The 21,090-nt window shown below is 61.9% G+C and carries 16 protein-coding genes; 11 read left to right on the plus strand and 5 right to left on the minus strand.

The genetic code is table 11. The annotated features are described in order from the left end of the window. Nucleotides 1–191 precede the first annotated feature (191 nt). Nucleotides 192–977 (plus strand): creatininase family protein, encoded by a 786-nt coding sequence (locus tag OP10G_RS05100; RefSeq protein ID WP_144241003.1) that lies wholly within the window; start codon nucleotides 192–194, stop codon nucleotides 975–977. 109 nt (nucleotides 978–1,086) lie between these two features. On the opposite strand, the gene kynU is transcribed toward OP10G_RS05100, so the two are convergent. After that, the gene (kynU, locus tag OP10G_RS05105) at nucleotides 1,087–2,328 is read right to left on the minus strand and encodes a kynureninase (RefSeq protein WP_227625067.1); all 1,242 of its coding nucleotides are present in this window, start codon (nucleotides 2,326–2,328) and stop codon (nucleotides 1,087–1,089) included. Nucleotides 2,329–2,388: 60 nt separating this feature from the next. After that, a complete protein-coding gene (locus OP10G_RS05110) occupies nucleotides 2,389–3,534 on the minus strand; it encodes a carboxypeptidase-like regulatory domain-containing protein (RefSeq protein ID WP_227625068.1) in 1,146 nt (381 codons plus the stop codon). A gap of 83 nt (nucleotides 3,535–3,617) precedes the next feature. Here OP10G_RS05110 and OP10G_RS05115 point away from each other — a divergent pair, with 83 nt between their 5' ends. From OP10G_RS05115 to OP10G_RS05130, 4 genes are all read left to right on the plus strand, one after another. Next, nucleotides 3,618–6,119 (plus strand): GH116 family glycosyl hydrolase, encoded by a 2,502-nt coding sequence (locus OP10G_RS05115; RefSeq protein WP_025226961.1) that lies wholly within the window; start codon nucleotides 3,618–3,620, stop codon nucleotides 6,117–6,119. Then, nucleotides 6,074–6,616, plus strand: a complete 543-nt coding sequence (locus OP10G_RS27585; RefSeq protein ID WP_158409139.1) for a GH116 family glycosyl hydrolase — start codon at nucleotides 6,074–6,076, stop codon at nucleotides 6,614–6,616. The genes OP10G_RS05115 and OP10G_RS27585 overlap by 46 nt, the downstream gene beginning before the upstream one ends. 273 nt (nucleotides 6,617–6,889) lie before the next feature. After that, nucleotides 6,890–7,228, plus strand: coding sequence for a PadR family transcriptional regulator (locus OP10G_RS05125; protein WP_025226959.1), 339 nt, complete (start codon nucleotides 6,890–6,892; stop codon nucleotides 7,226–7,228). Continuing rightward, a complete protein-coding gene (locus tag OP10G_RS05130; protein WP_025226958.1) occupies nucleotides 7,225–7,893 on the plus strand; it encodes a hypothetical protein in 669 nt (222 codons plus the stop codon). Before OP10G_RS05125 ends, OP10G_RS05130 begins: the two co-directional genes overlap by 4 nt. Before the next feature lie 123 nt (nucleotides 7,894–8,016). On the opposite strand, the gene OP10G_RS05135 is transcribed toward OP10G_RS05130, so the two are convergent. Both OP10G_RS05135 and OP10G_RS05140 read right to left on the minus strand, forming a co-directional pair. Further along, entirely contained in the window at nucleotides 8,017–8,967 is a 951-nt protein-coding gene (locus tag OP10G_RS05135) for a glycosyl hydrolase family 18 protein (RefSeq protein ID WP_025226957.1), read from the minus strand. A gap of 193 nt (nucleotides 8,968–9,160) precedes the next feature. Then, nucleotides 9,161–9,601, minus strand: coding sequence for a nuclear transport factor 2 family protein (locus OP10G_RS05140; RefSeq protein ID WP_025226956.1), 441 nt, complete (start codon nucleotides 9,599–9,601; stop codon nucleotides 9,161–9,163). Nucleotides 9,602–9,888: 287 nt separating this feature from the next. Between OP10G_RS05140 and OP10G_RS24040 the strand changes: the two genes are divergently transcribed. From OP10G_RS24040 to OP10G_RS05155, 3 genes are all read left to right on the plus strand, one after another. Continuing rightward, entirely contained in the window at nucleotides 9,889–11,418 is a 1,530-nt protein-coding gene (locus OP10G_RS24040; RefSeq protein ID WP_025226955.1) for an RNA polymerase sigma factor, read from the plus strand. 98 nt (nucleotides 11,419–11,516) lie between these two features. Further along, nucleotides 11,517–13,805 (plus strand): glycoside hydrolase family 9 protein, encoded by a 2,289-nt coding sequence (locus OP10G_RS05150; protein WP_025226954.1) that lies wholly within the window; start codon nucleotides 11,517–11,519, stop codon nucleotides 13,803–13,805. Nucleotides 13,806–13,881: 76 nt separating this feature from the next. Further along, on the plus strand, nucleotides 13,882–15,207 hold the full coding sequence (locus OP10G_RS05155; RefSeq protein ID WP_025226953.1) for a glycoside hydrolase family 27 protein: 1,326 nt from the start codon (nucleotides 13,882–13,884) through the stop codon (nucleotides 15,205–15,207). A 490-nt stretch (nucleotides 15,208–15,697) separates the two neighbouring features. Here the strand turns inward: OP10G_RS05155 and OP10G_RS24045 are convergent, their stop codons facing one another. Then, nucleotides 15,698–16,324 carry a TetR/AcrR family transcriptional regulator gene (locus tag OP10G_RS24045; protein ID WP_025226952.1) on the minus strand — a complete coding sequence of 209 codons (627 nt, stop codon included), beginning with the start codon at nucleotides 16,322–16,324 and terminating at the stop codon, nucleotides 15,698–15,700. Between the two features lie 196 nt (nucleotides 16,325–16,520). Here OP10G_RS24045 and OP10G_RS05165 point away from each other — a divergent pair, with 196 nt between their 5' ends. The 3 genes from OP10G_RS05165 to OP10G_RS05175 are packed head-to-tail and all read left to right on the plus strand — an operon-like array spanning nucleotide 16,521 to nucleotide 21,088. Continuing rightward, entirely contained in the window at nucleotides 16,521–17,834 is a 1,314-nt protein-coding gene (locus OP10G_RS05165; protein WP_025226951.1) for a TolC family protein, read from the plus strand. A 17-nt stretch (nucleotides 17,835–17,851) separates the two neighbouring features. Beyond that, entirely contained in the window at nucleotides 17,852–19,480 is a 1,629-nt protein-coding gene (locus tag OP10G_RS05170) for an HlyD family secretion protein (RefSeq protein ID WP_025226950.1), read from the plus strand. Between the two features lie 3 nt (nucleotides 19,481–19,483). Then, nucleotides 19,484–21,088, plus strand: coding sequence for a DHA2 family efflux MFS transporter permease subunit (locus OP10G_RS05175; protein WP_025226949.1), 1,605 nt, complete (start codon nucleotides 19,484–19,486; stop codon nucleotides 21,086–21,088). Nucleotides 21,089–21,090 lie beyond the last annotated feature (2 nt).

The following is a 21,090-nucleotide window of genomic DNA, read 5'->3' on the forward strand; positions in this document are numbered from 1 at the left end:
AAGATCGATACAAGTTCTTCGCTTTGAGACCACGCCGCTCCGTCTACCGACGCGCAACGTCTGGTTAGCGGGCCCAAGCTTGGCGCGATGTCGCGCCCGACAGCGCTATCCGCCATATCGTTGAAAAGGGGTACCATTTTTCTCGCCGGGCGTTGCGATTTCTTCCTCCCAGAAAGCTTCTAAACTGGCTTGTGCCTAGATATGCCGAAATGTCGCCGGCGCAGCTTGAGGCGGCGTGGGAGGCGGGGGCGGCCGCCATTGTTCCGTGGGGGGCGCTGGAGTGGCATGGGGATCACTTGCCGCTTGGACTCGATGGGATCGTCGCGGAGTCGTTTGCCGAGCGTCTCGCGGATCAGATGGAGGGGGTTCTCCTTCCGGGGATCTGGCTACCGATCACCACACTTCCCCACCCGGCGTCGCTACAAATCCGCACAGAGACGTTCCGAGCGGTCCTCGACGACACGCTTCTCGGCCTCGCCGGGGCGGGCGTCCGTTCCATCGCCGTCGTCACCGGTCACTACGCCCAGGGCCACCTGATCGAGCTTTACGAAGCGGCGCTTCGCGCCATGGACGACTGTCCCGGCCTGCGAGTTTTTGCCGCTACTCCGTTGCAGCCGCTCAACGACCCAAGTTTGCTGGACCATGCCGCCCGGTACGAGACGTCGCAATTACTCGCGATCCGGCCCGACCTCGTGCACGTCGAGGATCTTCCGGACGAAACTGAGGTGCGACGCGACGCCGTTCTCGGCGAGCATCCCCGCCTCGGCTCCGCCGCCGAAGGGCACGCCCTCCTACAGAAAGGGCTCGAGGCTTGGGCAACCTGGATTCAAACCGCGACACGGGATTCGCTCGAGCAGTTTTACAAAGCGGAGTTCGACGCTCTTCAGGCGTACGTCGACGCTTACTACACCGGCTCTTGGGACGAGGCGCTCGAAGCCTGGTGGGCGACTAAGGATCGCCGGTCTCCTGCCACGTAGCGTCGGCGCCCCCGCCGATGAACCCTCCGGATTCCCTCACCCCCTTCTCCCTCGTTCGGCACATACATCCGAAGGAGGGAGAGGGGGCTCCGGAGCGCATCGGCAGGCGCTAAGTGACCGCCGACTTTGCCACGTCGTACTTCTCAAATCGGCGCTCAGTAACCACACACCGAATACGATCGATCGCTTCTTCCAGCTCTTGGAACGTCGTGTAGAGCGGGGTCACGCCCAAGCGGATGACGTTCGGCGCTCGAAAATCGGGGATAACCTTCATCTCGGCGATGAGCGCTTGATTGATCCGCCAAGCTTCCGGGTGAGTGACCGATACGTGCGAGCCGCGCCGGTTTACGTCGCGGGGAGTGATCATCTGAAACCCGAGTGGGACCAAGACCTCGTCCACGAGCTCGATCAGGAACGAGGTCTGCGCCACCGACTTTTCTCGCAACCGATCCAATCCGGCTTCCAAGAGTAGATCGATACCCGGCTCTACCGCCGCCATCGATAAAATGGGGGGCGTCCCGGCCAGGAACCGGGCGACCCCGGCCGCGGGTTCGTAATCGAGAGAGAAGTCGAACGCATTTCGCTGTCCAAACCAGCCCCAGATCGGCGTCCGCATCCGCTCCTGCAGTTCTCGTCGAACGAAAAGAAACGCCGGCGCGCCGGGGCCGCCGTTCACGTATTTGTAGGTGCAGCCGACGGCGAGGTCCACGCCGCAATGGTTGAGGTCGATCGGAAGCGCCCCGACCGAGTGGCTGAGATCCCAAAGCGCGAGGGCGCCCACCTCGTGCGCTCCCCCGGTCAGCCGCGCCATGTCGTGCACGTATCCGCTCCTGAAAAGGGCATGAGAGAGGGTGAGCACAGCGGTTTGGCCGTCGAGCTTCGCCTCGATCCGCGACGTGGCCGCGGCAACGTCGTCTTCCACGGCGACGACGTCGAATTCGGTTTTCCCGGTGAGTACGGCCGCGCCGACGGTCACGTAAACGTCGGATGGAAAGTTCGCGTCGTCGGTGACCACTTTCGGGCGGTCGGCCTGAACCTGGAGCGCCGCCACCGTCAGCTTGAAGAGGTTCACGGAAGTCGAGTCGCAAACGACGACCTCATCGGCTTCCGCGCCGATAAGCCGGGCGATCTTGGCACCTAGACGTTGGGGGAGGTCGTACCACTCACGCCACCCAGAAACGAGCGAGGAGCCCCACTGGGACATCACCCGATCGACGGCTTCTACCGTCCCCTTCGGTAACCGCCCGAGGGAGTTCCCGTCCAGGTAAATCAGGTTCGGGTCTTCAATCACGAAACGATCGCGAAAGGCAGACAGCGAGTCTCCCGAATCAAGCTCCTGGCCTCCTTGCACCAAAGGAGCTTACCGAAGGTGGGGGACTCATCGGCGAGGGCGCCGACGCTACTGGCAACGTTACTTAGGGAGGACGGTTAGCTTGACTTCTAGACGGTTTTCGCTGGCCATGATGAGGGGGTCGTAGAGGTAGGGTTTGCCGGCTTCCATATCGTCCAGGCGGCGGACGAACTCGATTAATGGGTCGGGCTTTTTCGGATTGAGCTTAACTTCTACCGGGACGGCTCGGAGGCCGCCAAGCGTCACCGTGGTTTCTCCGGCGGGCATTTTTCGATCGAGGGTGAGGGTTCCGGCGTAGATGTTCTTATCCGCGCCACCCTGGGGAAGCAGCTCGACAACGGTGTTCTTTCGAGCTTCCCGTGCGAAAACGCGTACACGGCGATCCGGGCCCGGAGGCGAATTGAGCTTCACTCGAATCTTGACTTCCCCGCCCGGAGGCACCAGCGATGGCTCGAGGACCGGATCGGAAAGCGTCACCGCCTCCTGAACGACGTCGGAGTTACCGGCAACCTTGGTCGACGCCATTTTTACAGTCTCCAGCCATGCTTGGATTCCCGTTTCCTTACCCTCCGGCGGATCGAGCCAGTACGCCCCGGCGTTGACCTTTGCGTCCTTGTAACTGGGAGCGCTGATCAATAGGAGCGCCTGCCCTTTCTCGGCGGGCGGGGCCGAGGCGGAGGCCGGGCCGTTGCCGACGGCGGTATTTGCGGCGGCCTCGCGAGCTTGTTGGGCAGTATCGCGATTGGGCAACACCGAGCTAGCCGTCTGACCGGCCAACGGCAATGGATTTCCGGTCGCGGCGGAAACGGCCGCGGCTTTTACCGTTTCGCCGGGCTTTGCCACTACGGAACCGGCTGCCTTCACCGGCGCCATCGCCACGTCCGCTGCCACGCGCACGCACTTCTCGAGCAATCCTCGCCTACGTGAAGGACGGAGATGAAGCGCCCGCTTGGGGTCGGCGGCCAAGTTGTACTCACCCTTTTCGTCGGTCTTCGTCCAGGTCAGGACCTTGCCGTCTTTCTCTTGCAAAGCCACGGTCGCCCCCGCGACCGGCTTACCATCGGTATCGAGCACGCGCCCGTGTAGGACGCCTTTGGGAAACGTCTTGGGCGCGGCCGGTGTCTGGGCCGCCGCGAACGACGCCCCTAAAACGGAGGCGGCGAGGCCGAAGGCAAACCAGGTCGAGCGGTGAAGTTCAGTCCTCATCATAGGCAACCTAAATCGTTTGACTGGCCCCAGCGGAGCTGAGTGCCGGGAAGCCGAATCGGGTTACACTCGCGGTTGCCGATATGGAAGATCTCAGCCGACGTTCGATGTTGAAGATGGCCGGAGGAACCGCCCTTGGTCTTGGATTCCCAGGAAAGATCCTTGCCGTGCTCGCGGATGGGACGCTAGTGGTGCAAGATCACAAAGTCCCCGCGGAGAAGGGGCTCTCCCGGGAGTGGAGGGCTCAGCTTATCCAGCGCGGCTCCAAAGAGACTTGGACCGGAGCCGACCTCGACTCGATCGGGATGCCGATCGGGGGCATCGCCGCCGGGCAGCTATATCTCTGCGGCGACGGGACCCTCGGCTGCTGGGAGATATTCAACGAACACCGCTACCAAAACGAAGGCCCGTACAGCTACGCGAAGCGTCCGATCCCAAAGAACGTGGAGTTCGGCTTCACGCTAGAGGCAGGGGGGCGCAAGTACCGGCTGGACAAGAGTTCCTTTAGCCAGATCGAGTTCAACGGCCAATATCCGATCGCGACCGTTTCGTATCGAGACCCCGCCTGCCCGGTGATGGCGGAGATGGTGGCGTTCTCGCCGTTCATTCCGCTCAACGCGAACGACTCCGGGCTGCCGGCTACGGTTTTCGAGATCACGGTTCACAACCCCGGCTCCAGCGATGTCGCGATCGACCTCGCCGGCTTCCTCGAAAATGCCTGCGCTCGATCTGGGGAGCACGAAGATAAGGGGCGGCGGCGACACACCGCCGCGCACGTGGCAAAAGGGCTTACCCTGATGGTTCATGGCGCCGATCCGGCCCACGACACGTTCGCTTCGGAGCGAGCAAATCCGCGACCGAACATTCTCATCGCTGACTTCGAGGGGGAAACGTACGGCAACTGGAAGACGACCGGAACGGCCTTCGGCCCCGGCCCCGCGGCGGGGACCCTTCCGAGCCAGAACCCGGTCACCAAGTTCGGCGGCAAGCGATTGGTCAACTCGTTTTACGGCGGCGACGATACAAAGGGCCGTCTGACCTCGCCCGAGTTCACGGTCGAACGAGATTTCATCACCTTCAAGATCGGCGGCGGCCATATGCCGGGGAAGACCTGCATCAACCTGCTGGTCAACGGCAAAGTCGTTCGCACTGCGACCGGTCTCAACAGCGAGGAGCTGTTATGGGATGCCTGGGACGTCACCGAGTTCGAGGGGAAACGGGCCCAGATCGAAATCGTGGACGACGCGACGGGCGGCTGGGGCCACATTAACATCGACGACCTTAGCCAGGCCGATCGCATCAAGGACGCCAAAGAGGTCGCCTCGCGCCATGCCGATCCGAATCGCGACAACGGCACCCTCGCCCTTGCCGCGCTCGCGAATGGCAAAGCAAGCCACCAGGATAGCTACGACTTCGCCACCAAGTACGTCGGAGAGGTTCGACCCGCCCCATTTCACCTCGCTCCCGGCGCCTCCCACACGGTCACTTTTGTGCTTGCCTGGCATTTCCCGCACCACCCTCGCGGACGTAACTACGCCAACCACTTCGCCGACGCCGGCGAGGTGGCGACCTACGTCGCCCGCAACCAAAAGCGGCTGAGCGCGGACACCAAGCTTTGGCGGGACACCTACTACGACTCGACCCTTCCGTATTGGCTGCTCGACCGGCTGCATTCGACGATCGGCAACATCGCCACCGGCGTTACCGAATGGTGGAAGAGTGGCCGCTTCTGGGCTTGGGAGGGGGTCGTCTGCTGCTCCGGCACCTGCACCCACGTTTGGAACTACGAGCACTCGATGGCGAGGCTCTTCCCCGAGCTCGAGCGGAACGTCCGCGAGCGGCAGGATTTTGGGGAAGCGTTCGAAGAGTCGACCGGACTCGTGGGTTTCAGGAGCGACCGCGAGTATGCCGCCGACGGACAGTGCGGCACGATCCTCAAGGCATACCGCGAGCACCTCAACAGCGCCGACGACCGTTTTCTGAAGAAGAACTGGGCGAGGACGAAGAAGGCACTGGAATACCTTATCAAGCACGACGCCAACGGCGACGGCATGATCGAGGATGCCCAGCCGAACACCTACGACATCGACTTCTTCGGTGCGAATACGTTTGTCGGCTCGCTCTACCTAGCCGCTCTCCGCGCGGGCGAAGAGATGGCGAAAGAGCTTGGCGACCGTCCATTCGCCGAGCAGTGCCGGAAGATCTACGAAAGCGGGCGCGAGGCCACGATGCGGCGGCTGTGGAACGGCGAGTACTTCATCCAGGAGGTCGACCAGTCGAAATACAAGCAGTACCAATATGGGCCGGGGTGCCTTGCCGATCAGCTTTTTGGCCAAGGGTGGGCGCACCAGGTTGGGCTCGGGCACATCTATCCGGCGGATAAGGTGGTGAAGGGGCTGCAGTCGGTCTGGAAGTACAACTGGGCTCCCGACGTGGCCGGTCAGAACAAGCGCTGGCCGCCGCAGCGGCCGTTCGCGCTGCCCGGCAAGGGGGGCTCTTCACCTGCACCTGGCCGATCGGCGGTCGCGAGCAAGATCCGGTGTTGTACCGGGACGAGGTGTGGACCGGCATCGAGTACCAGGTAGCGGGCCACATGATCTGGGAAGGGATGGTCGAGGAGGGGCTTTCAATTTGCCGGGCCGTGCACGAGCGGTACCACCCTTCGAAGCGGAACCCGTACAACGAGGTCGAGTGTAGCGACCACTACTCGCGGGCGATGGCGTCGTGGGGGGTCTTCACGGCTTTGTCGGGGTTCAGCTACAACGGGCCGGCGGGCAGAATCGGATTCGCGCCGCGGGTGACGCCGGAAGAGTTTAAATCAGCTTTCACGACGGCCGAAGGTTGGGGAACGTTCTCGCAGAAGATCTCAGCCGGCCGGCACTCGTGCCACCTGTCCATGGCTTGGGGAAGGCTCCGGGTGCACGATCTTTCGTTTCAGGCCCACGGGACCCATGCGGATGTGTCCGTCGAGGGTCGCCCGCTCGACGTGACGGCGTCGCAGAAGGACGGAATGCTCCACATATCCCTCCCCCGCCCGATAACGCTGAAAGCGGGGCAGGCGATCGAGATTGTGATCACCTAGTCCCGGAACTTGGGCTCGTTGCTCATGAGGTGAACAGGCGTTTACCGGAGGCCGGTCTGGAGACCGGCGGTCCTTAGGTCCGGATGCTCAAACATCACCTATCAAATATCAACCATCATTCTCCGGACTCCCTCACCCCCAACCCCCTCTCCCTCGTTCGGCACATACATCCGAAGGAGGGAGAGGGGGCTCCGGAGCTCTGACCCGGTTCTTGACGGCCACCCTCATACCAAAACCAACATACCTCCTTTTTTATGTATACTGAATTCCTGCATGACGTTCCGCGAAGACCTTGAAGCACTGGTCCTTTCCTGCCTTTCGACAGGCCCGGCGCATGGATATGAACTCAGCAAGCGCATTCGATCGCTTAGTCAAGAAGCGCTTTCGGTGGCGGAAGGAAAGCTGTATCCGGCGTTGCACGCACTGGAAGCCGAGGGAGATATCTCCGCGGTGTGGGTTCCCCAGGGCAACAAGCCACCCCGTAAGGTCTACGAATTGACCGAAGTTGGACGAAAGACGCTCCGGCGTAAGCAGGCGGAGTGGCAGGCCTTTGCCCGAGGCGTTGGATCCGTTCTGCAAAACGGGGTGACGGAATGGAAGTTGGTGAAATGAATACTCGCTCGATCGACACTTACGTCTCTGAACTCAGGCAGATGCTGGAGCGCACTCTCTCAACCCAATATGCTGAAGAAATCGCCGCCGAAGCGAAAAACCACCTGAGCGAACGGGCGGCCGAGCTGCGGGCGATTGGCCGCAGCGCCATGGATGCCGAGGCGCTGGCGGTCCAAGAATTCGGTGAGCTGGGCGAGATTGCGGTCGAACTGGCGGACGGCTATCCGCCGAAATCCGCCATGGATGCCAGGCGGCTTGGCCCTTTGCCCGAGATTGCACTGGGCGTCATGCTGTCCATCGCCGGCTACGGCTTCTCGATTTACGGAGGATGGCGCGGAGTCGAGGCGGCGGCCGGGATCTTGCTCCCGTCCATGCCGATGCTGATGGTGCCGGGCTTGACGGCAGGATTGGGGCGCCTGAAGTACCGCCGGCTACGACCTCTCGCGATTCTTGTTCGGATGGCGAACTATGGCTTGTGCCTGACCCTCGTGGCCGCGGCTTGTCTCCTCGGCCTGCAACTTACCGGGCGAGCCGCCCTCACCACCGTCCTCCCCCTCGAATACGCCTTCGCGGCCGCGGTAGTTGTCATGTATTCGGTCATGAGAATGAGCTCCACCGACGGAAAGCTCTACACCTTCCTGCGATCCCGTTGCCGAATCCGTTGACTATGAAAGCTTGAGCGGGTCGTCTTGCGCTAGGGTGGAGGCCCACCGTGGGCTTGTTCGTGGCAGTTCGCTAAAGAGGCGAACGTTCGTTCATCGGAAGGCCGGTCTGGAGACCGGCGGTCCTTATGGGTTTAGGATGGCCCAGAGGGCGGCGAGGAGCGATTTTTCGCCTTTGGCGTCGGAGTCGAGGGACCAGATCATGATGCCGGCGAGCTTTTCATCGACGACGTATTTGGCCTTTGCCTGGATGGTGGCCAGGCCGTTGTACCAAATCGTGCTTCCCACTTGGTCCGCCTTCTCGGCCCCGGGGTAGGTCGTGACGATCTCCGAGAAGGGGTAGTCGCCCTTGCGGTAGGCGTCTCCGAATCCGTAGCCGTAAAACGGAACGCCGAGAACGGCTTTCGACTTGGGCAGACCACGGTCCAGCCAGTACTTGACGTTTTGCTTGGCGGCATCGAAGGAGGAGTGCTGGCCGGGCCGGTCCGGGTTCCATGGGCCGCTCTCGTCGTAGGCCATGATGTTGACGAAGTCGAACCACTCGAACACCGAGCTCGGCACCTTGTCGCCCCCATAACCCTTGGAGAGGGCGGAGGTGAGCAGCTTCCCTCTCAGTTTCAATGCCTTCCCCAGATCCTGTACGAATGCACCGTAGTCGGTGTTAATCGACGGCCCCTCGATGTCGACATCCAGTCCATCGAAGCTGTGCGAGACAACGTATTCGACCAGCTTGGCGACAAAGCCGGCCCGCTTTTCCTCGGTCAGGAGGGCAAAATAGCGGTCCATCAATTCTTTGTTCGTGGAGGCAGAGCCGCCGCCGATGGAGACGAGCACCTTCACCTTCTTCGCGTGGGCTTTTGCGATCAACGCGTCATCCTTCTTGTTGAACGTCATGTTGCCGGCATCGTCCGCCGGATTCTCGAACGCGACATTGAGATGCGTCACTTTGCCGTAGTCGATCGTATCGGTGAACGTTTCAAGCTCGATCCAGTTGGGGACATAGGCGACGACCACTTTTTGCGCGTGGGCTACCGCGATCATGGCAATGAACGTGATGGCTACGAGAGACTTCTTCATTGGGTGCCAACAGCAATTCTATCGTGAACGAGGTTTTCTTAGGTCATGCTGTTGGCGCTCGAGCATTGTCTTCTCGCGCTGAACGCGTCGATTCAAGCCATGGATCTCATCACGTTGGGGCTGGCTCAATTTCGCCGGGCTGCGCCCTTCCCCGACCGGTCACGCTAAAGGCGGGGCAGGCGCTGGAGAAGAACTACCCGGCTTTGATCCTGGTGGATTGGTAGGAGATGAGTTGCCAGCGGCCGTCCTCGTGGAGGTAGACGCGGATGATTTGGAGCCAGTGATTGATCGGCTGGTTGCGGGCGGTGCCTTGGGAGTGGAGGCGTTCGGTTACAACGGCGGTTTCCCCGTGCATGTAGACGTGGACGCGGTCGGCGGCCATTCGCCTGACCCGGGTCGCGCCCGTCCGCACGGAGTGGATCATGTGCTCGCGGTCGCCGATCGAGCCGGTCGAGGTGACGATTACCGCGGTTTTGTGGATGATTCGGTCGAGTTCCTTGTGGTCACCGTTGAACAGCGCCTCCATGAACTGCTTGTCGGTCTCTCGCACCTGTTTCTCGGGAGAAGAGCCTCCTTGGGCGGCCGATAGGCAGACGAGACCGGCGGCGAGGGCGGACAGAGCGGTTTTGTTCATGGGTTGGCCATATTATCGCGCAGTTCCCATTCTCGCCCGAACGGAGCGAGAACATTCAACGAGTTCCTGGACTTCTCATATTGTTAGGCTGAGGTCGCCACTTTCAGGGCTCGATGGGTTGGCCGGTATTACCAAGGCTCCGCTTCGCTTCACCATGGGCTAGAGGATCGACGCCTCTTCGAGGCCAGAGTGGGACAATCCATCGTCCGTACCTTCGCTCGTTCGGATCAAATAATTTTCACTCTGGCGATGATCTATTTTTGAGGGTGGGGGCGCCTTAGGGGTTGATGACGCACGAAACGCAACAAGAGCTCCTGACGCGAGCCCTCGCTGGGGATCGCGCGGCGACGGATCAATTATTCGAGGCCCACCGGCCAACTATCCTCCGGCTCGCCATGCGAGCCCTCGGAAATGTCGACGACGCTTACGACGTGGCCCAAGAAACCTTGGCGTACGCAGTCGTGAAGCTCCCCACGCTTCGCGACCACACGAAATTCACAGCCTGGCTTCGCCAGCTCACCCTGACCCACTGCACCGACTACCGCCGGCGTCGAGGCACTCGCCGGCTCGGTGAGCCGATCGCCCAGTTGAACGAAGCCTCAGAAGAGGCCGATCTGACGCAACGGCTCGCCATCCGCGATTCCTTAAAGCTTCTCTCCGAGCCTCATCAAGATGCCCTCCTCATGTATTACGTCGGCGGATGGTCCATCCCGGAGATCGCCCACCTGCTCGAGGTCCCGCCGAACACCGTGCGCAGCCGTCTCATGGCCGCGAAGAGGTTGATTCGCGACGACCTCCAGACCGTTTTCCCCTACCTCAACCCTATGAAACTAGCGAATCCGACTCTGAGCGAGTCCCACATGTCTCTCATCGAAGCCGCGTTTCCCGGCTCGCGAATCGTCAGCGTCCAGGCCGACCCCGAGCCCTGGCAACCGTTTTCCCCGCGCGTCAAGCTCGCGCTTTCCGACGGAACGCAAAGAACCGTCGACTTCCGCCGCATCGATGCTCATCGCATCCAGCTCGCCCAAGCACTGGCCCGGCTCGGTATTCCCGGACCCCAGGTGATCGCGGGACCGCAGCCGGGGCAGTCGCTCTGCCTTTGTCAGGTTCCGCGCGGCGAGAACCTGAGCCTTTGGGCGCTGGGAGGCACCCCGCACCGGATCCGGCTTGCCACCGAACGGGCGATCGAAGGACTCGACCGACTCCAAGCCTGCAGCGAGGGGCTCATGGACGACCCGATCGGAGCGACGCTCCCTCGACGAACTTTGCTGGACGAAGTGGCGATCCTCACCGACGACGAACGGTGGAACGCCGACCCGTGGCTGGCGGAGGCGGGAGCCGAGCGCCGGGCTTGGCTTGCGGACCCCTGGTTCGCCGACGCCGTCGCGCGGGTCGGCGCCGCGGTGGTCGAAATCGACACACCCCTTGTGTACACCGACTACATGTTCTTCTTTCCCCAGGGATACCGGATCCAAACGGGAACTGCGCCGATGGACGACCTCGTCGGCTGGCCCGGAGATCCGCACTATGGGGAAAACCCTCTCGTAGAATTCGTCCATGTCTTCGGCCACTTCGGCGATCCGTTACTCGGCTTGGCGATGGTGTGGGTCTACGACTGCTACCCGTTCGTCCACACCGGTTTCGTCGAGCAGGTGCTCTGGCGGCGCGGCGTCACCCAGCGCGAGTTCGCGCCGCGCTTGGCGCTGAAAGCGCTGCAAATGATCGCCCGCGATCTTCCGCTGGAGCGTCCGGCGGGCGAAGCCAGGTATTGGCAGAGCCTTCGCGGGTGGGCGGAGCAGGCATTAAGCTGGATGTAGTGGTTCGATTCCCCTCCCGAAGCGGTTGCTCGGTAATCGTCTTCAGGAGGGAATCGGGCCAGGCGGTGTACATTGAGGGAGCCCGGTAGGTCCTTACGATGACGTTGACTCTCCGTTCGAGATTGCTTTTCGGTTTTTTGCTCGCGCTTGGAGCGAGCGCTCACGCGGCGAAGTTAGTCGAGGTGCGTACCGTCGACGACGAGTACGTGATGATCCGGTGGCAGGACGGCTGGGTTCGGTATCGCGACCTGGGGACGGGACCGAGGGCGTTCAACAACCCCGAGGGGCTTGGGGACGACGTTTTGGAGAAATTCGGGCTGCCGGTGGATACCGCGGCGGCGACAGATCCGGCCAGCTACAGCTTGGTTTCAACAGACGACCCTGGGTATCGAACCCCGGTCCGGCCGGTCAAATGTTCTCGCAAGGCGAAAGTCTCTGGCTCGGCGTGGAAGTGGCCCGATCCCGATTACACATTGGAGCACACGATCTTTCTGAAGCTCCCGAAGAAGCTGGAGCATGGGAAGCACTATCGGCTCACGATTTCGCCGCAGACCCATAGCGACGTGGAGGCCCGCACGTTCGCTTTCGACATCTTTCGGAACGTCTCGGAGGCGGTGCACGCCAACATCATCGGCTACGATCCGAGCCAGACGGCGGCGAAATCGGCGGACCTATACATGTGGCTGGGGGACGGCGGGGCGCGCGACTATTCGAGCTACGCAGGACGGCGGGTGATGCTGTTCGACGCGAAGAGCGGCAAGAAGTACGAGGCCGGGACGGTGGTTTTTTGGAAGTCCAGCGGACCGGATTGCGGGACGTGGAACCTCACGAAGTCGGACGTTTGGAACTGCGACTTTTCCGCCTTCAAGCAACCGGGGACGTACCGGCTCGTGGTGGACGGGGTCGGCTGCAGCCAAGATTTCACCATCGCCGACGATGTGTACCGCCAGCCTTACAAGACGTCGGTGCTTGGATACTTCTTCATGCGGGAGGGGGAGAGCAAAGATTTCTTTCCGGTACCGCGGCAGCCACGATACGTCCCGAACGTGGACCCGCCCGGGTTCAAAGTGTTTCTGACGACGATGTCTCCGATCCACCCGGATTGGAAGAAGCTTGGCGGCGATCCTTGGGACAACAAGGATTGGTCGCGATACAAGGAACCGGGAGAGCCGACGAATCCGAACGCGTGGGGCGGACATTCCGACGCCACCGACTGGGACCGGAACGCTACTCACGTCTCGAACATCTGGGACATCCTCCTGCCGTTCGTGTTGAGCAACGGTCGGCTAAAGGAGGACGACCTAGGGATTCGGGAGAGCGGAAACGGGATTCCCGACCTGCTCGACGAAGCCCGCTACGAAGTCGACTTCTGGCTTCGGCTGCGCGACACGAAGGGCGGATACAGCTTCGGGCTGAACAATCCGACGGTGGACGACAAAGCGATGTACCAGGCGGCGGCGGCGCCTTATATGGCGTGGGCAAACGCGGCCAACGCGGCGATGCTCGCCGACAGCTTCCGAATCGCGGGCAAGCCGGAGCTGGCCGAGCAGTATCGAGCGGCGGCGACCGAAGCTTGGAAGGTGGCGGCGGAGCGGGATCTCGACTTCAAGTTCGGCATCGGCAATGGCTCGATTCGCGGCCGCGATTTGAAGATGATGGCGGCGGCGTTCCTCTACAACGTCACCGGCGACCGGGTTTTCGAAGACGCGATGGCCAAAGAGAGCATCGTTTCCGGGCCGGAGGTGGCGACGGAGGAGGCCGACAAATACAACCAGCTCTATGGCACGGCGGCCTATCTTATGTGCGCCAAGTTCGGATGGCGTCCGATCCACCACCCGGAGCTGCTGGCGAACATGAAGGCGGCGGTGATGTTGGAGACGCGGCATAAGAACGTCGCTCCCTCGTTAATCCGGCCGTCGCGGCGAAGCAGCGACGAGGCGTACGGATGGTTCCAGACGGTGGAAGAGGTGCAGCGGCTGTGCGTGGCCCATGCGGTGGCGACTTCGCCGAGCGACCGGCTGGACTTCCAGCGGGCGATGATCTTAGAGGCGGACTACGGGCTTGGGCGGAACCCGATGAACATGACGCAGATGACCGGGTTGGGAGCGCGGCATCCGGAGGAGATCTACACGTCTGGACGGAACGACGGCATTCCCGATGTCCATCCGGGACACACGCCCTATATGAACGCCGAAGCCTGGAGTCCCGGCTTCATGGGCGACCCGCAGTGGTACGCGAGCCGGGGTTACCCGGCCTGGAGCGAATGGCCACACGGCGAAGCGCTTTGGCGGGCCCGGTACTGCTACTGCAACAACGAGTTCACGCCGCAACAAACGATGCGGGGGAAGATGTGTTTGCTTGCGTATCTGTACTCTTTGCGGAAGTGAGGGAGCCGGTTACGCAGAATTGTCCCGCCCAGCGTTGGCGAATAAGAGATGATTCAGTCAAGATAGCGGTCTCACGATGATCTTTTCTAGCCTGCTCCCGTTGATCGCCTTACTCGGTTCGGGCACAACCGGCAAAGCCGACCAGCCAAATTACTGGTCTTGGGCGAAGACGCCGCCGATGGGGTGGAACAGTTGGGACGGGTTCGCCACGACGGTCACCGAAGCTCAGACCCGCGCGCATATCGACGTGATGGCGGAGAAGCTCAAGCGGTTTGGGTGGCAGTACGTCGTGGTCGACATTCAATGGTACGAGCCGAACGCCACCGGGTTCGATTACCGGCAGGGGGCCAAGCTCGAGATGGACGGGTTTGGACGGCTCCAGCCGGCGCTCAACAAGTTCCCTTCGGCAGCGGATGGGAAAGGGTTCAAAGCGCTTGCCGACTACGCGCACCATCGGGGCCTGAAGTTCGGAGTCCACTTGATGCGCGGCATCCCGCGTCAAGCCGTCGAGTCGAAAACTCCGGTCAAGGGAACTTCCTTCACGGCCGCGGATATCGCGGACCGGAAGAGCGTTTGTCCGTGGAACGGCGACATGTACGGGGTCGATATGACCAAGCCGGGGGCACAGGCGTACTACGACTCGGTTTTCCGCCAATTCGCAGATTGGGGGATCGACTTCGTTAAGGTCGATGACCTTTCGAGGCCGTACCACCTCCCGGAGATCGAGGCGATTCGAACCGCGATCGACCGGTCGAAACGGCGTATCGTCTTCAGCACGTCGCCGGGGGAAACTCCGCTCTCGGCGGGAGAGCACGTGCAAAACCACGCCAACATGTGGCGGATCAGCGACGACTTCTGGGACAACTGGCCGAGCCTGCTCGACCAGTTCCGGCGGCTACGAGATTGGACGCCGTACCGAGCCCCCGGCCACTTTCCTGACGCGGACATGCTCCCCATCGGCATGATCCAGATGGGGCGCTCGAAGACCCGGTTTACTCCGGACGAGCAGATCACGCTGATGACGCTTTGGAGCATCGCGCGATCCCCGCTGATGATCGGCGCCGACCTGACGAAGCTGGACGACTTTACGCTTTCGCTCCTCACCAATCCGGAAGTGATTCGGGTCGACCAGGCGAGCACCAACAACCGGGAGCTGTTCCACCGCGATGGTGTTTTTGGTTGGATCGCCGATGTTCCGGGCTCGGCGGATAAGTACCTCGCGTTGTTCAATACTCAGACGACGGGCCGGGTTTCGGTCTCGCTGCAGGAGTTAGGGCTCGGGGGCCGGGTTCGGGTTCGCGACCTGTGGCAGAGACGCGATCTCGGCCTAGCGGAGCGGGAGTTCGCGCCGACGATCGCGTCGCACGGCGCAGGGCTCTACCGCCTTCGGTCCGCTAAGTAGCATCGGCTCCCACCACGTTTTTGTGAGCGAACCGGCGAGCGAATCGACACGATTCCCTACGCCCGAAGGACGTGTAGCCGCAGGTTGGCTCGTACCTGCGCGAGAATGTTTCGCCTAACACCAAACATACGGATCAGCCGACATGCTCGCGCAGGTACGAGCCAACCTGCGGCTACAACGCTTCGCGTTAGGTCCGGGATGGGTGGTTTGAATCGGGCTTGTGACTCGGAACATCAGGCGTCCGACGAACGTTGACAGTCGTTGGCGTTCCCGTAGCCCGAAGATTATGATCTTCAACCAAAAGCACGTTGACAAAACAGATTCACCCCGTAGCCCGGGGATTTATCCCCGGTAGAACCTTGAACCGCGGCTAAAGCCACGGGCTACGGGCCAACTAGATGAGGGGAATGAAATCCGACTTGTGAATAACCATCATCCTCGGTAGAGCCTCGTACCCCGACTAATAGCCGCAGGCTACGAGACCAACAGGCTACGACGTAGGCTTTACGAATATCAGGTTCGTCAGCCCCGCCGTGATCTCGGCGGCGGTGGTGTGCCCTTCCACGACGAGCCGGTTGAAGGTGATGCTCTTGATCGTTCCCACGAACACCTCTGCAAGCAGCATGGCGCGAACATCCGTACGCACCCCGCCCTCCTGTTGGGCTTGCTCAATGAGCTTCTCAACGTCCTTCATGAACGCGCTCTGAGGTTTCAGCAGCCGCGGGTCCGAGCCGCCACAGGAAAGCACCAGACGAGTCATGTCGTAGAACGTAACCTTATCCGGACCGAACTTGTTCGCGATCGACCAGGCGATGAACTCCCGCAGCCGGTCGGTTGCGGGGCGCGTGGGATCCATCTCCTGGAGGTATTGGCTCGTCCGCTGCAGGTTGCGCATGGCAACGTGGATCAGCACATCTTCTTTGGAGCTGAAGTGCTGGTACAGCGTGGGACGGGAGATCCCGATCGCCTCCGTGATGTCCTCGAGGGTCATCGCGTTGAACCCCTTCGTTTGCAGAAATTCGACGGCGGCGTCGAGAATCGCGTCCTCCCGGAGCTGGCGTTGGCGCTCCTTCATGCTCGGGCGGATGTTTCCTTGGTCCGTTTCAGCGATATTCATTCGTTCTCTCAATAGGTGAGACGTTTCTCACCAGGTCAATGTGACCTGATTGTATCATTTTTTTACGCGATGTAAGATTTTTTGTTTTCATGGTGTATGATCTGCTCAACAAGCAAACATATGAACGCTTGAAAAGAGAAGGTGAACCAATGTACAAATTTGAATGCGACGTTAATCGAGGGGAGGCAGTGAGACTGTGAGCGCCCTTGCAGGAATCATCGCCGTTGCCGTCGCAGCTCAAGCGGGCGGAGACTCGCGGCCAACTCCGCTGACCCTCGACCAGGCTATCCGCGCCGCCGAGCAATACAGCACCGCGGTGAAAAACGCGCAGAGCGAGTACGACGCGGCGAAGGCACGGCTCGGCCAAGATCAGTCTCGCCGCCGCCCCCAGCTGAGCTTCCGGGCCTCTGCGACTCGCTTCGACGATCGCACCACAATCAGCTTTCCCGGCTCGAAATCGGAATTCGAGCTTGCGCCGAACAACCAGGAGGAACTTTCGCTTGTTCTGTCGCAGGACCTCGACATTTCGAAGCAGCTCGGAATGATCGCCTCCCAGGCCAAGCTCCGGTCGCTGGCCGCCGCCTACCGGCTCCGCTCGACGGTGGAGGACCAGGACCTCAACACCACCACGGTTTACTACGCCGTTCTTCGGGCCGAGCAGAACGTCCGCGTCGCCAATGCCTCACTCAGCGCCTATCGAGAACAGGCGTCGGTCGCCGAGCGGCTGTACAAGGGCGGAGTCGGTCAAAAGATCGATACGCTCCGCGCCGAGAGCCAGGTGGCGGAAGCCGAGCGCGAGTTGGTCCGGCGGCAAAACGAGCTCGACTCCGCCCGCAGCGCGCTCAATGACCAATTGAACCGGCCGTTGGATGCCCCGCTCGCCCTCGTCGACCCGGGCCAATCCGATCAGAAGGAGAACGCGCTCGGACCAGACGAGAGAGCGGCGCTCATCGCTCAGGCACTCGACAAGCGCCCTGAAGCACTTGCCGCGAGCATCGACCTTCAAGCAGCGGAGAAGGGGGTTAGCATCGCCAAGACAGGAAACGCCCCCTCGGTGATCTTCTCTCTCTCCGGTAACCGGTACCCGACCACATCTTTTGTTTCACCGCGACAGAACGTCGTGGCGCTGACGCTCGGTCTGTCGTTTCCGATCTCGGACGGTGGACTGACGCGGGAACAGGTCCACGAGGCCCGCGCCGGTGTCGACGCGGCGAAGGCTCGCCAGGAACAGACGCGGCGAAGCATCTCGCTCGAAGTTCAGAACGCCGCCCTCGATGTGGAAACGGAGCGAAAGCGGTTGGACGCCGCGAACGTGGCGCTCACCGCCGCGACGGCGGCGCGCAAGCTGGCGCAGCAACGATTCGAATCCCAAGTCGGCCTTTACAGCGAAGTGACGGACGCCCAATCTGAGTTAACGGCGGCCCAAGCCGCCCAGGTCCAAGCGACCTACGACCTCCTCACGGCCAAGGCCCGCCTATCGCGAGCCGTGAGCCGACCCTTGATCCCGTAAGCCCCCCGAGGAGAGCAATGATCAAAGAACAGGCAAACCACGAATCTCGAACCCCCGTTACCTCGTCGCACCCTCCGGTCGACACGCCCAGCGAACCGGTCGACAGTGCCGCCCCCGCGCCCGAATCGGTCGCGGCAAAGCCGGCCGGCGTCGCTCGCAAGGCAATCCTGGCCATCGTCGCCGGGGCGATCGTCCTCGCCGCCGGCTCCAAGGGGTGGGCCAGCTACTCGTTCGGCAAAACCCACGCGGAGACGGACGACGCGTACGTCACCGGAGACCTCGTCAACATCAGCCCAACCGTTTCCGGCACCCTCGCCGAGCTGACGGTGGAGGATGGTGATTTCGTCCACAAGGGGCAGCTCATCGCTCGCCTGAGCAACAACGGCTCTAGCGCCGAGCTCGCCCAAGCGAAGGCGAACCTGCTCGCGGCAGAGTCTCAGGTGCCGCAGGCGGAAGCTTCGCTAGCCTTTACCAAACTCTCGACCGAGGCCGCGATCCGGGGCTCTCAGGCTACGATCGCCACTCAGGCCGCCAAAACTCAGGGTTCGCGCCTACAGGTTCGGCTGAGCGCGGACACGATCCGAAGCCAGGAGCGGCAGGCTCAGCAGCAGATCGCCGCCGCGAAGGCGCAGGCGTCGCAAGCACTGGCGGCGGTAGAAGGAGCCAGGGCGGGCCTTACCAGTGCCAAACAGGCGGTTGAGACGGCCCTTCGCAATGCGGCGGCGGTTCGCTCCGCCGTCGACTCCGCCAAGGCGGAGTCGGACCGGGCGGCGCAAGACCTCCAGCGGTACGCGAAGCTTTTCGCGGATGAAGCAGTTTCCAAGCAGCAATACGACTCAGCCGTCGCCGCGGCGGCGACCGCGAACGCAAACTTGGTGAGTACTGAGCAGCGCGCCGCCGCCGCCGATTCCCAGGTCGCCCAGGCCAAGTCCGCGGTGACGCAAGCGGAAGCGCAGGTGCGGGCGATGGAGAACCAGGCCGAGGTGGCCGCCAAGCAGGTGCAGGTCGCCAAGGAAGGTCTGCAACTGGTCAGAGCGGGCGAAACGCAGGTCGGCATCCAGGGGGCGAACGTCGAAACGAACGAGGGACAGGGGCAGAAGGCGAACGCCGATCTGCAATCCGCCCAAGCGGGGGCGCAAGAGATCACCCTGAAGGAGAAGCAGATCGCGACAGCGAAGGCCCAGATGCTGCAGGCTAAAGCGGCGGTTGAGCGGGCGCAGGTCGCGGTCGGCGACGCCTTCCTATACGCTCCGTGCGACGGCTACGTGGTGAAGCACAGCGCCAACGTCGGGACGGCTATTAATCCGGGCCAAACCGTCGTCACGATCACTCGCGGAAGCCGGGTGTGGGTAATGGCCAACTTCAAAGAGACCCAACTCGGGGGAGTGAGAGAAGGGCAGCCGGCCGACGTGGAAGTCGACGCTTTTCCTGGGCAGAAATTCCACGGCCGCGTAGGCAAAGTGATTCGAGCCACCGGCTCCGCCACGACGCTCCTGCCGCCGGATAACTCGACCGGTAACTTCACCAAGGTCGTTCAGCGGGTTCCCGTCAAGATCGTTTTCGACAAGGACGAGAACCCCGGAATCGACCGCTTGCGACAGGGAATGTCGGTGATCGCCACTGTAGACACCGCTGGGAGGCAGTAAGCCATGGCCAGCGCGACCGCAACCGCTCCGAGCTCCAGGATTCAACCCCTGCGCGAGCTCGGGGCGTATGGAAACGCCCGCTGGATACTGCTGGCGGGGTTCGTCCTCGCCTCGATTCTGGAGGTGCTCGACACCAGTATCATCAACCCGGTCTTGCCGACGATGGCCGGCAACCTCGGCTGTACCTTTCAAGAGATCGGATGGGTCAGCACCTCTTATATCCTGGCCAACGTAATTGTTCTGCCGATGACGGCATGGCTCGCAACGCGGTTTGGACTCAAACGGTACATGCTGGTCTCGATCGCCATGTTCATCGTGTCGTCCGCGCTGTGCGGATTCGCGACGAACCTGAACGAGATGATCCTGTTCCGGCTCATTCAAGGCGCCGCGGGCGCGCCGTTGATTTCAATGACGCAGGCCGCATTGGCCGAGATCTTCCCGAAGCATGAGGCGACGTTGTCGCAGAGCATCTGGGCGCTCGGTATCACCACCGCCCCTGCGCTCGCGCCGACGCTTGGCGGATGGATCACTGACAACTACGCCTGGCCCTGGATCTTCTACATCAACATCCCAACCGGCTTGTTATCGATGTACCTCATCGGAAGGTACTACCGGGGAGCGGGAGCCCAGAAGGGAGGAACGATCGACTGGCTCGGCATCGGTTTGCTCACGGCCGGGCTCGGCTCGATTCAGTACGTCTTGGAGGAGGGACAGCAGAACGACTGGCTCGCGGATCAGCTGATCTTGAAGCTGACGATCCTCGGCGTCGTCGCGACTCTCGGGTTCGTCTTGTGGCAGATCTCGCCGCGTAACCGCTCGCCGGTCGTCGATCTTCGGGTACTGAAAGATCGCGGACTTAGCGGGGCCACGGTCGTCATGTTCGTCGCCGGTTTCGGCCTTTACGGAGGGCTCTATCTCTTCCCGCTGTTCGCCCAGGTCGTGCTCGGGTTTACGCCGCTAAAGAGCGGGCTCTTCATGTTCGCCCCCGGACTCTTCCTGGCGTTCACGATGATGGCCACCGGCATGATGATGCAGAAGAAGGTGCCGGGGCGCGATCTGTCAATGGCCGGCGCTCTGATCATGATGATCTCGATGTGGATGCTAGGCCACATGACCTCGTCCAGCAACGAGAGCGACGCGCAACTTGCGCTCGACCTCAGCCGGATCGGAATCGGCTTGCTGATGCTTTCCGTCATCGTCGCCGGCGTCGCCGGTCTTAAGGCGGAATCGGTGAAGCAAGGCGCGGCGCTGCTCGGCTTGGCGCGGCAGCTCGGCGGATCGTTTGGAATCGCCGCCCTGTCGACCTATGTTACGCGGATGACCGCTTTCCACCGCTACGATCTGGCGGCTCGGATGTACAGCGGCAACCCGCTGGCCGACGACCGCACGAACATGCTGAAGGGAGCGCTCTACGCAAAGGGATTCGATTTGCAGCGCGCCGAAGCGGGCGCCCACACCCTGCTCGATGGCCAGATCACGCGGCAGGCGTACACGATGGCGGTGAACAACGCCCACGTCCTCATCGGCATCATGTTCGCCCTTACCATCCCCTGCCTTCTGCTGATGAAGCGAAGAGCCGGAGGAGGCGACGCGGCCGCCGCGCACTAGGA

This window comes from Fimbriimonas ginsengisoli Gsoil 348 (assembly GCF_000724625.1).
GTDB classification, from domain to species: domain Bacteria; phylum Armatimonadota; class Fimbriimonadia; order Fimbriimonadales; family Fimbriimonadaceae; genus Fimbriimonas; species Fimbriimonas ginsengisoli.

Coding starts and splice junctions, on each gene's coding strand:
- OP10G_RS05110 (WP_227625068.1), bottom strand. CDS start 3,534: ATGAGGACTGAACTTCACCGCTCGACCTGGTTTGCCTTCGGCCTCGCC.
- OP10G_RS05115 (WP_025226961.1), top strand. CDS start 3,618: ATGGAAGATCTCAGCCGACGTTCGATGTTGAAGATGGCCGGAGGAACC.
- OP10G_RS05125 (WP_025226959.1), top strand. CDS start 6,890: ATGACGTTCCGCGAAGACCTTGAAGCACTGGTCCTTTCCTGCCTTTCG.
- OP10G_RS05130 (WP_025226958.1), top strand. CDS start 7,225: ATGAATACTCGCTCGATCGACACTTACGTCTCTGAACTCAGGCAGATG.
- OP10G_RS05135 (WP_025226957.1), bottom strand. CDS start 8,967: ATGAAGAAGTCTCTCGTAGCCATCACGTTCATTGCCATGATCGCGGTA.
- OP10G_RS05140 (WP_025226956.1), bottom strand. CDS start 9,601: ATGAACAAAACCGCTCTGTCCGCCCTCGCCGCCGGTCTCGTCTGCCTA.
- OP10G_RS24040 (WP_025226955.1), top strand. CDS start 9,889: ATGACGCACGAAACGCAACAAGAGCTCCTGACGCGAGCCCTCGCTGGG.
- OP10G_RS05150 (WP_025226954.1), top strand. CDS start 11,517: ATGACGTTGACTCTCCGTTCGAGATTGCTTTTCGGTTTTTTGCTCGCG.
- OP10G_RS05155 (WP_025226953.1), top strand. CDS start 13,882: ATGATCTTTTCTAGCCTGCTCCCGTTGATCGCCTTACTCGGTTCGGGC.
- OP10G_RS24045 (WP_025226952.1), bottom strand. CDS start 16,324: ATGAATATCGCTGAAACGGACCAAGGAAACATCCGCCCGAGCATGAAG.
- OP10G_RS05170 (WP_025226950.1), top strand. CDS start 17,852: ATGATCAAAGAACAGGCAAACCACGAATCTCGAACCCCCGTTACCTCG.
- OP10G_RS05175 (WP_025226949.1), top strand. CDS start 19,484: ATGGCCAGCGCGACCGCAACCGCTCCGAGCTCCAGGATTCAACCCCTG.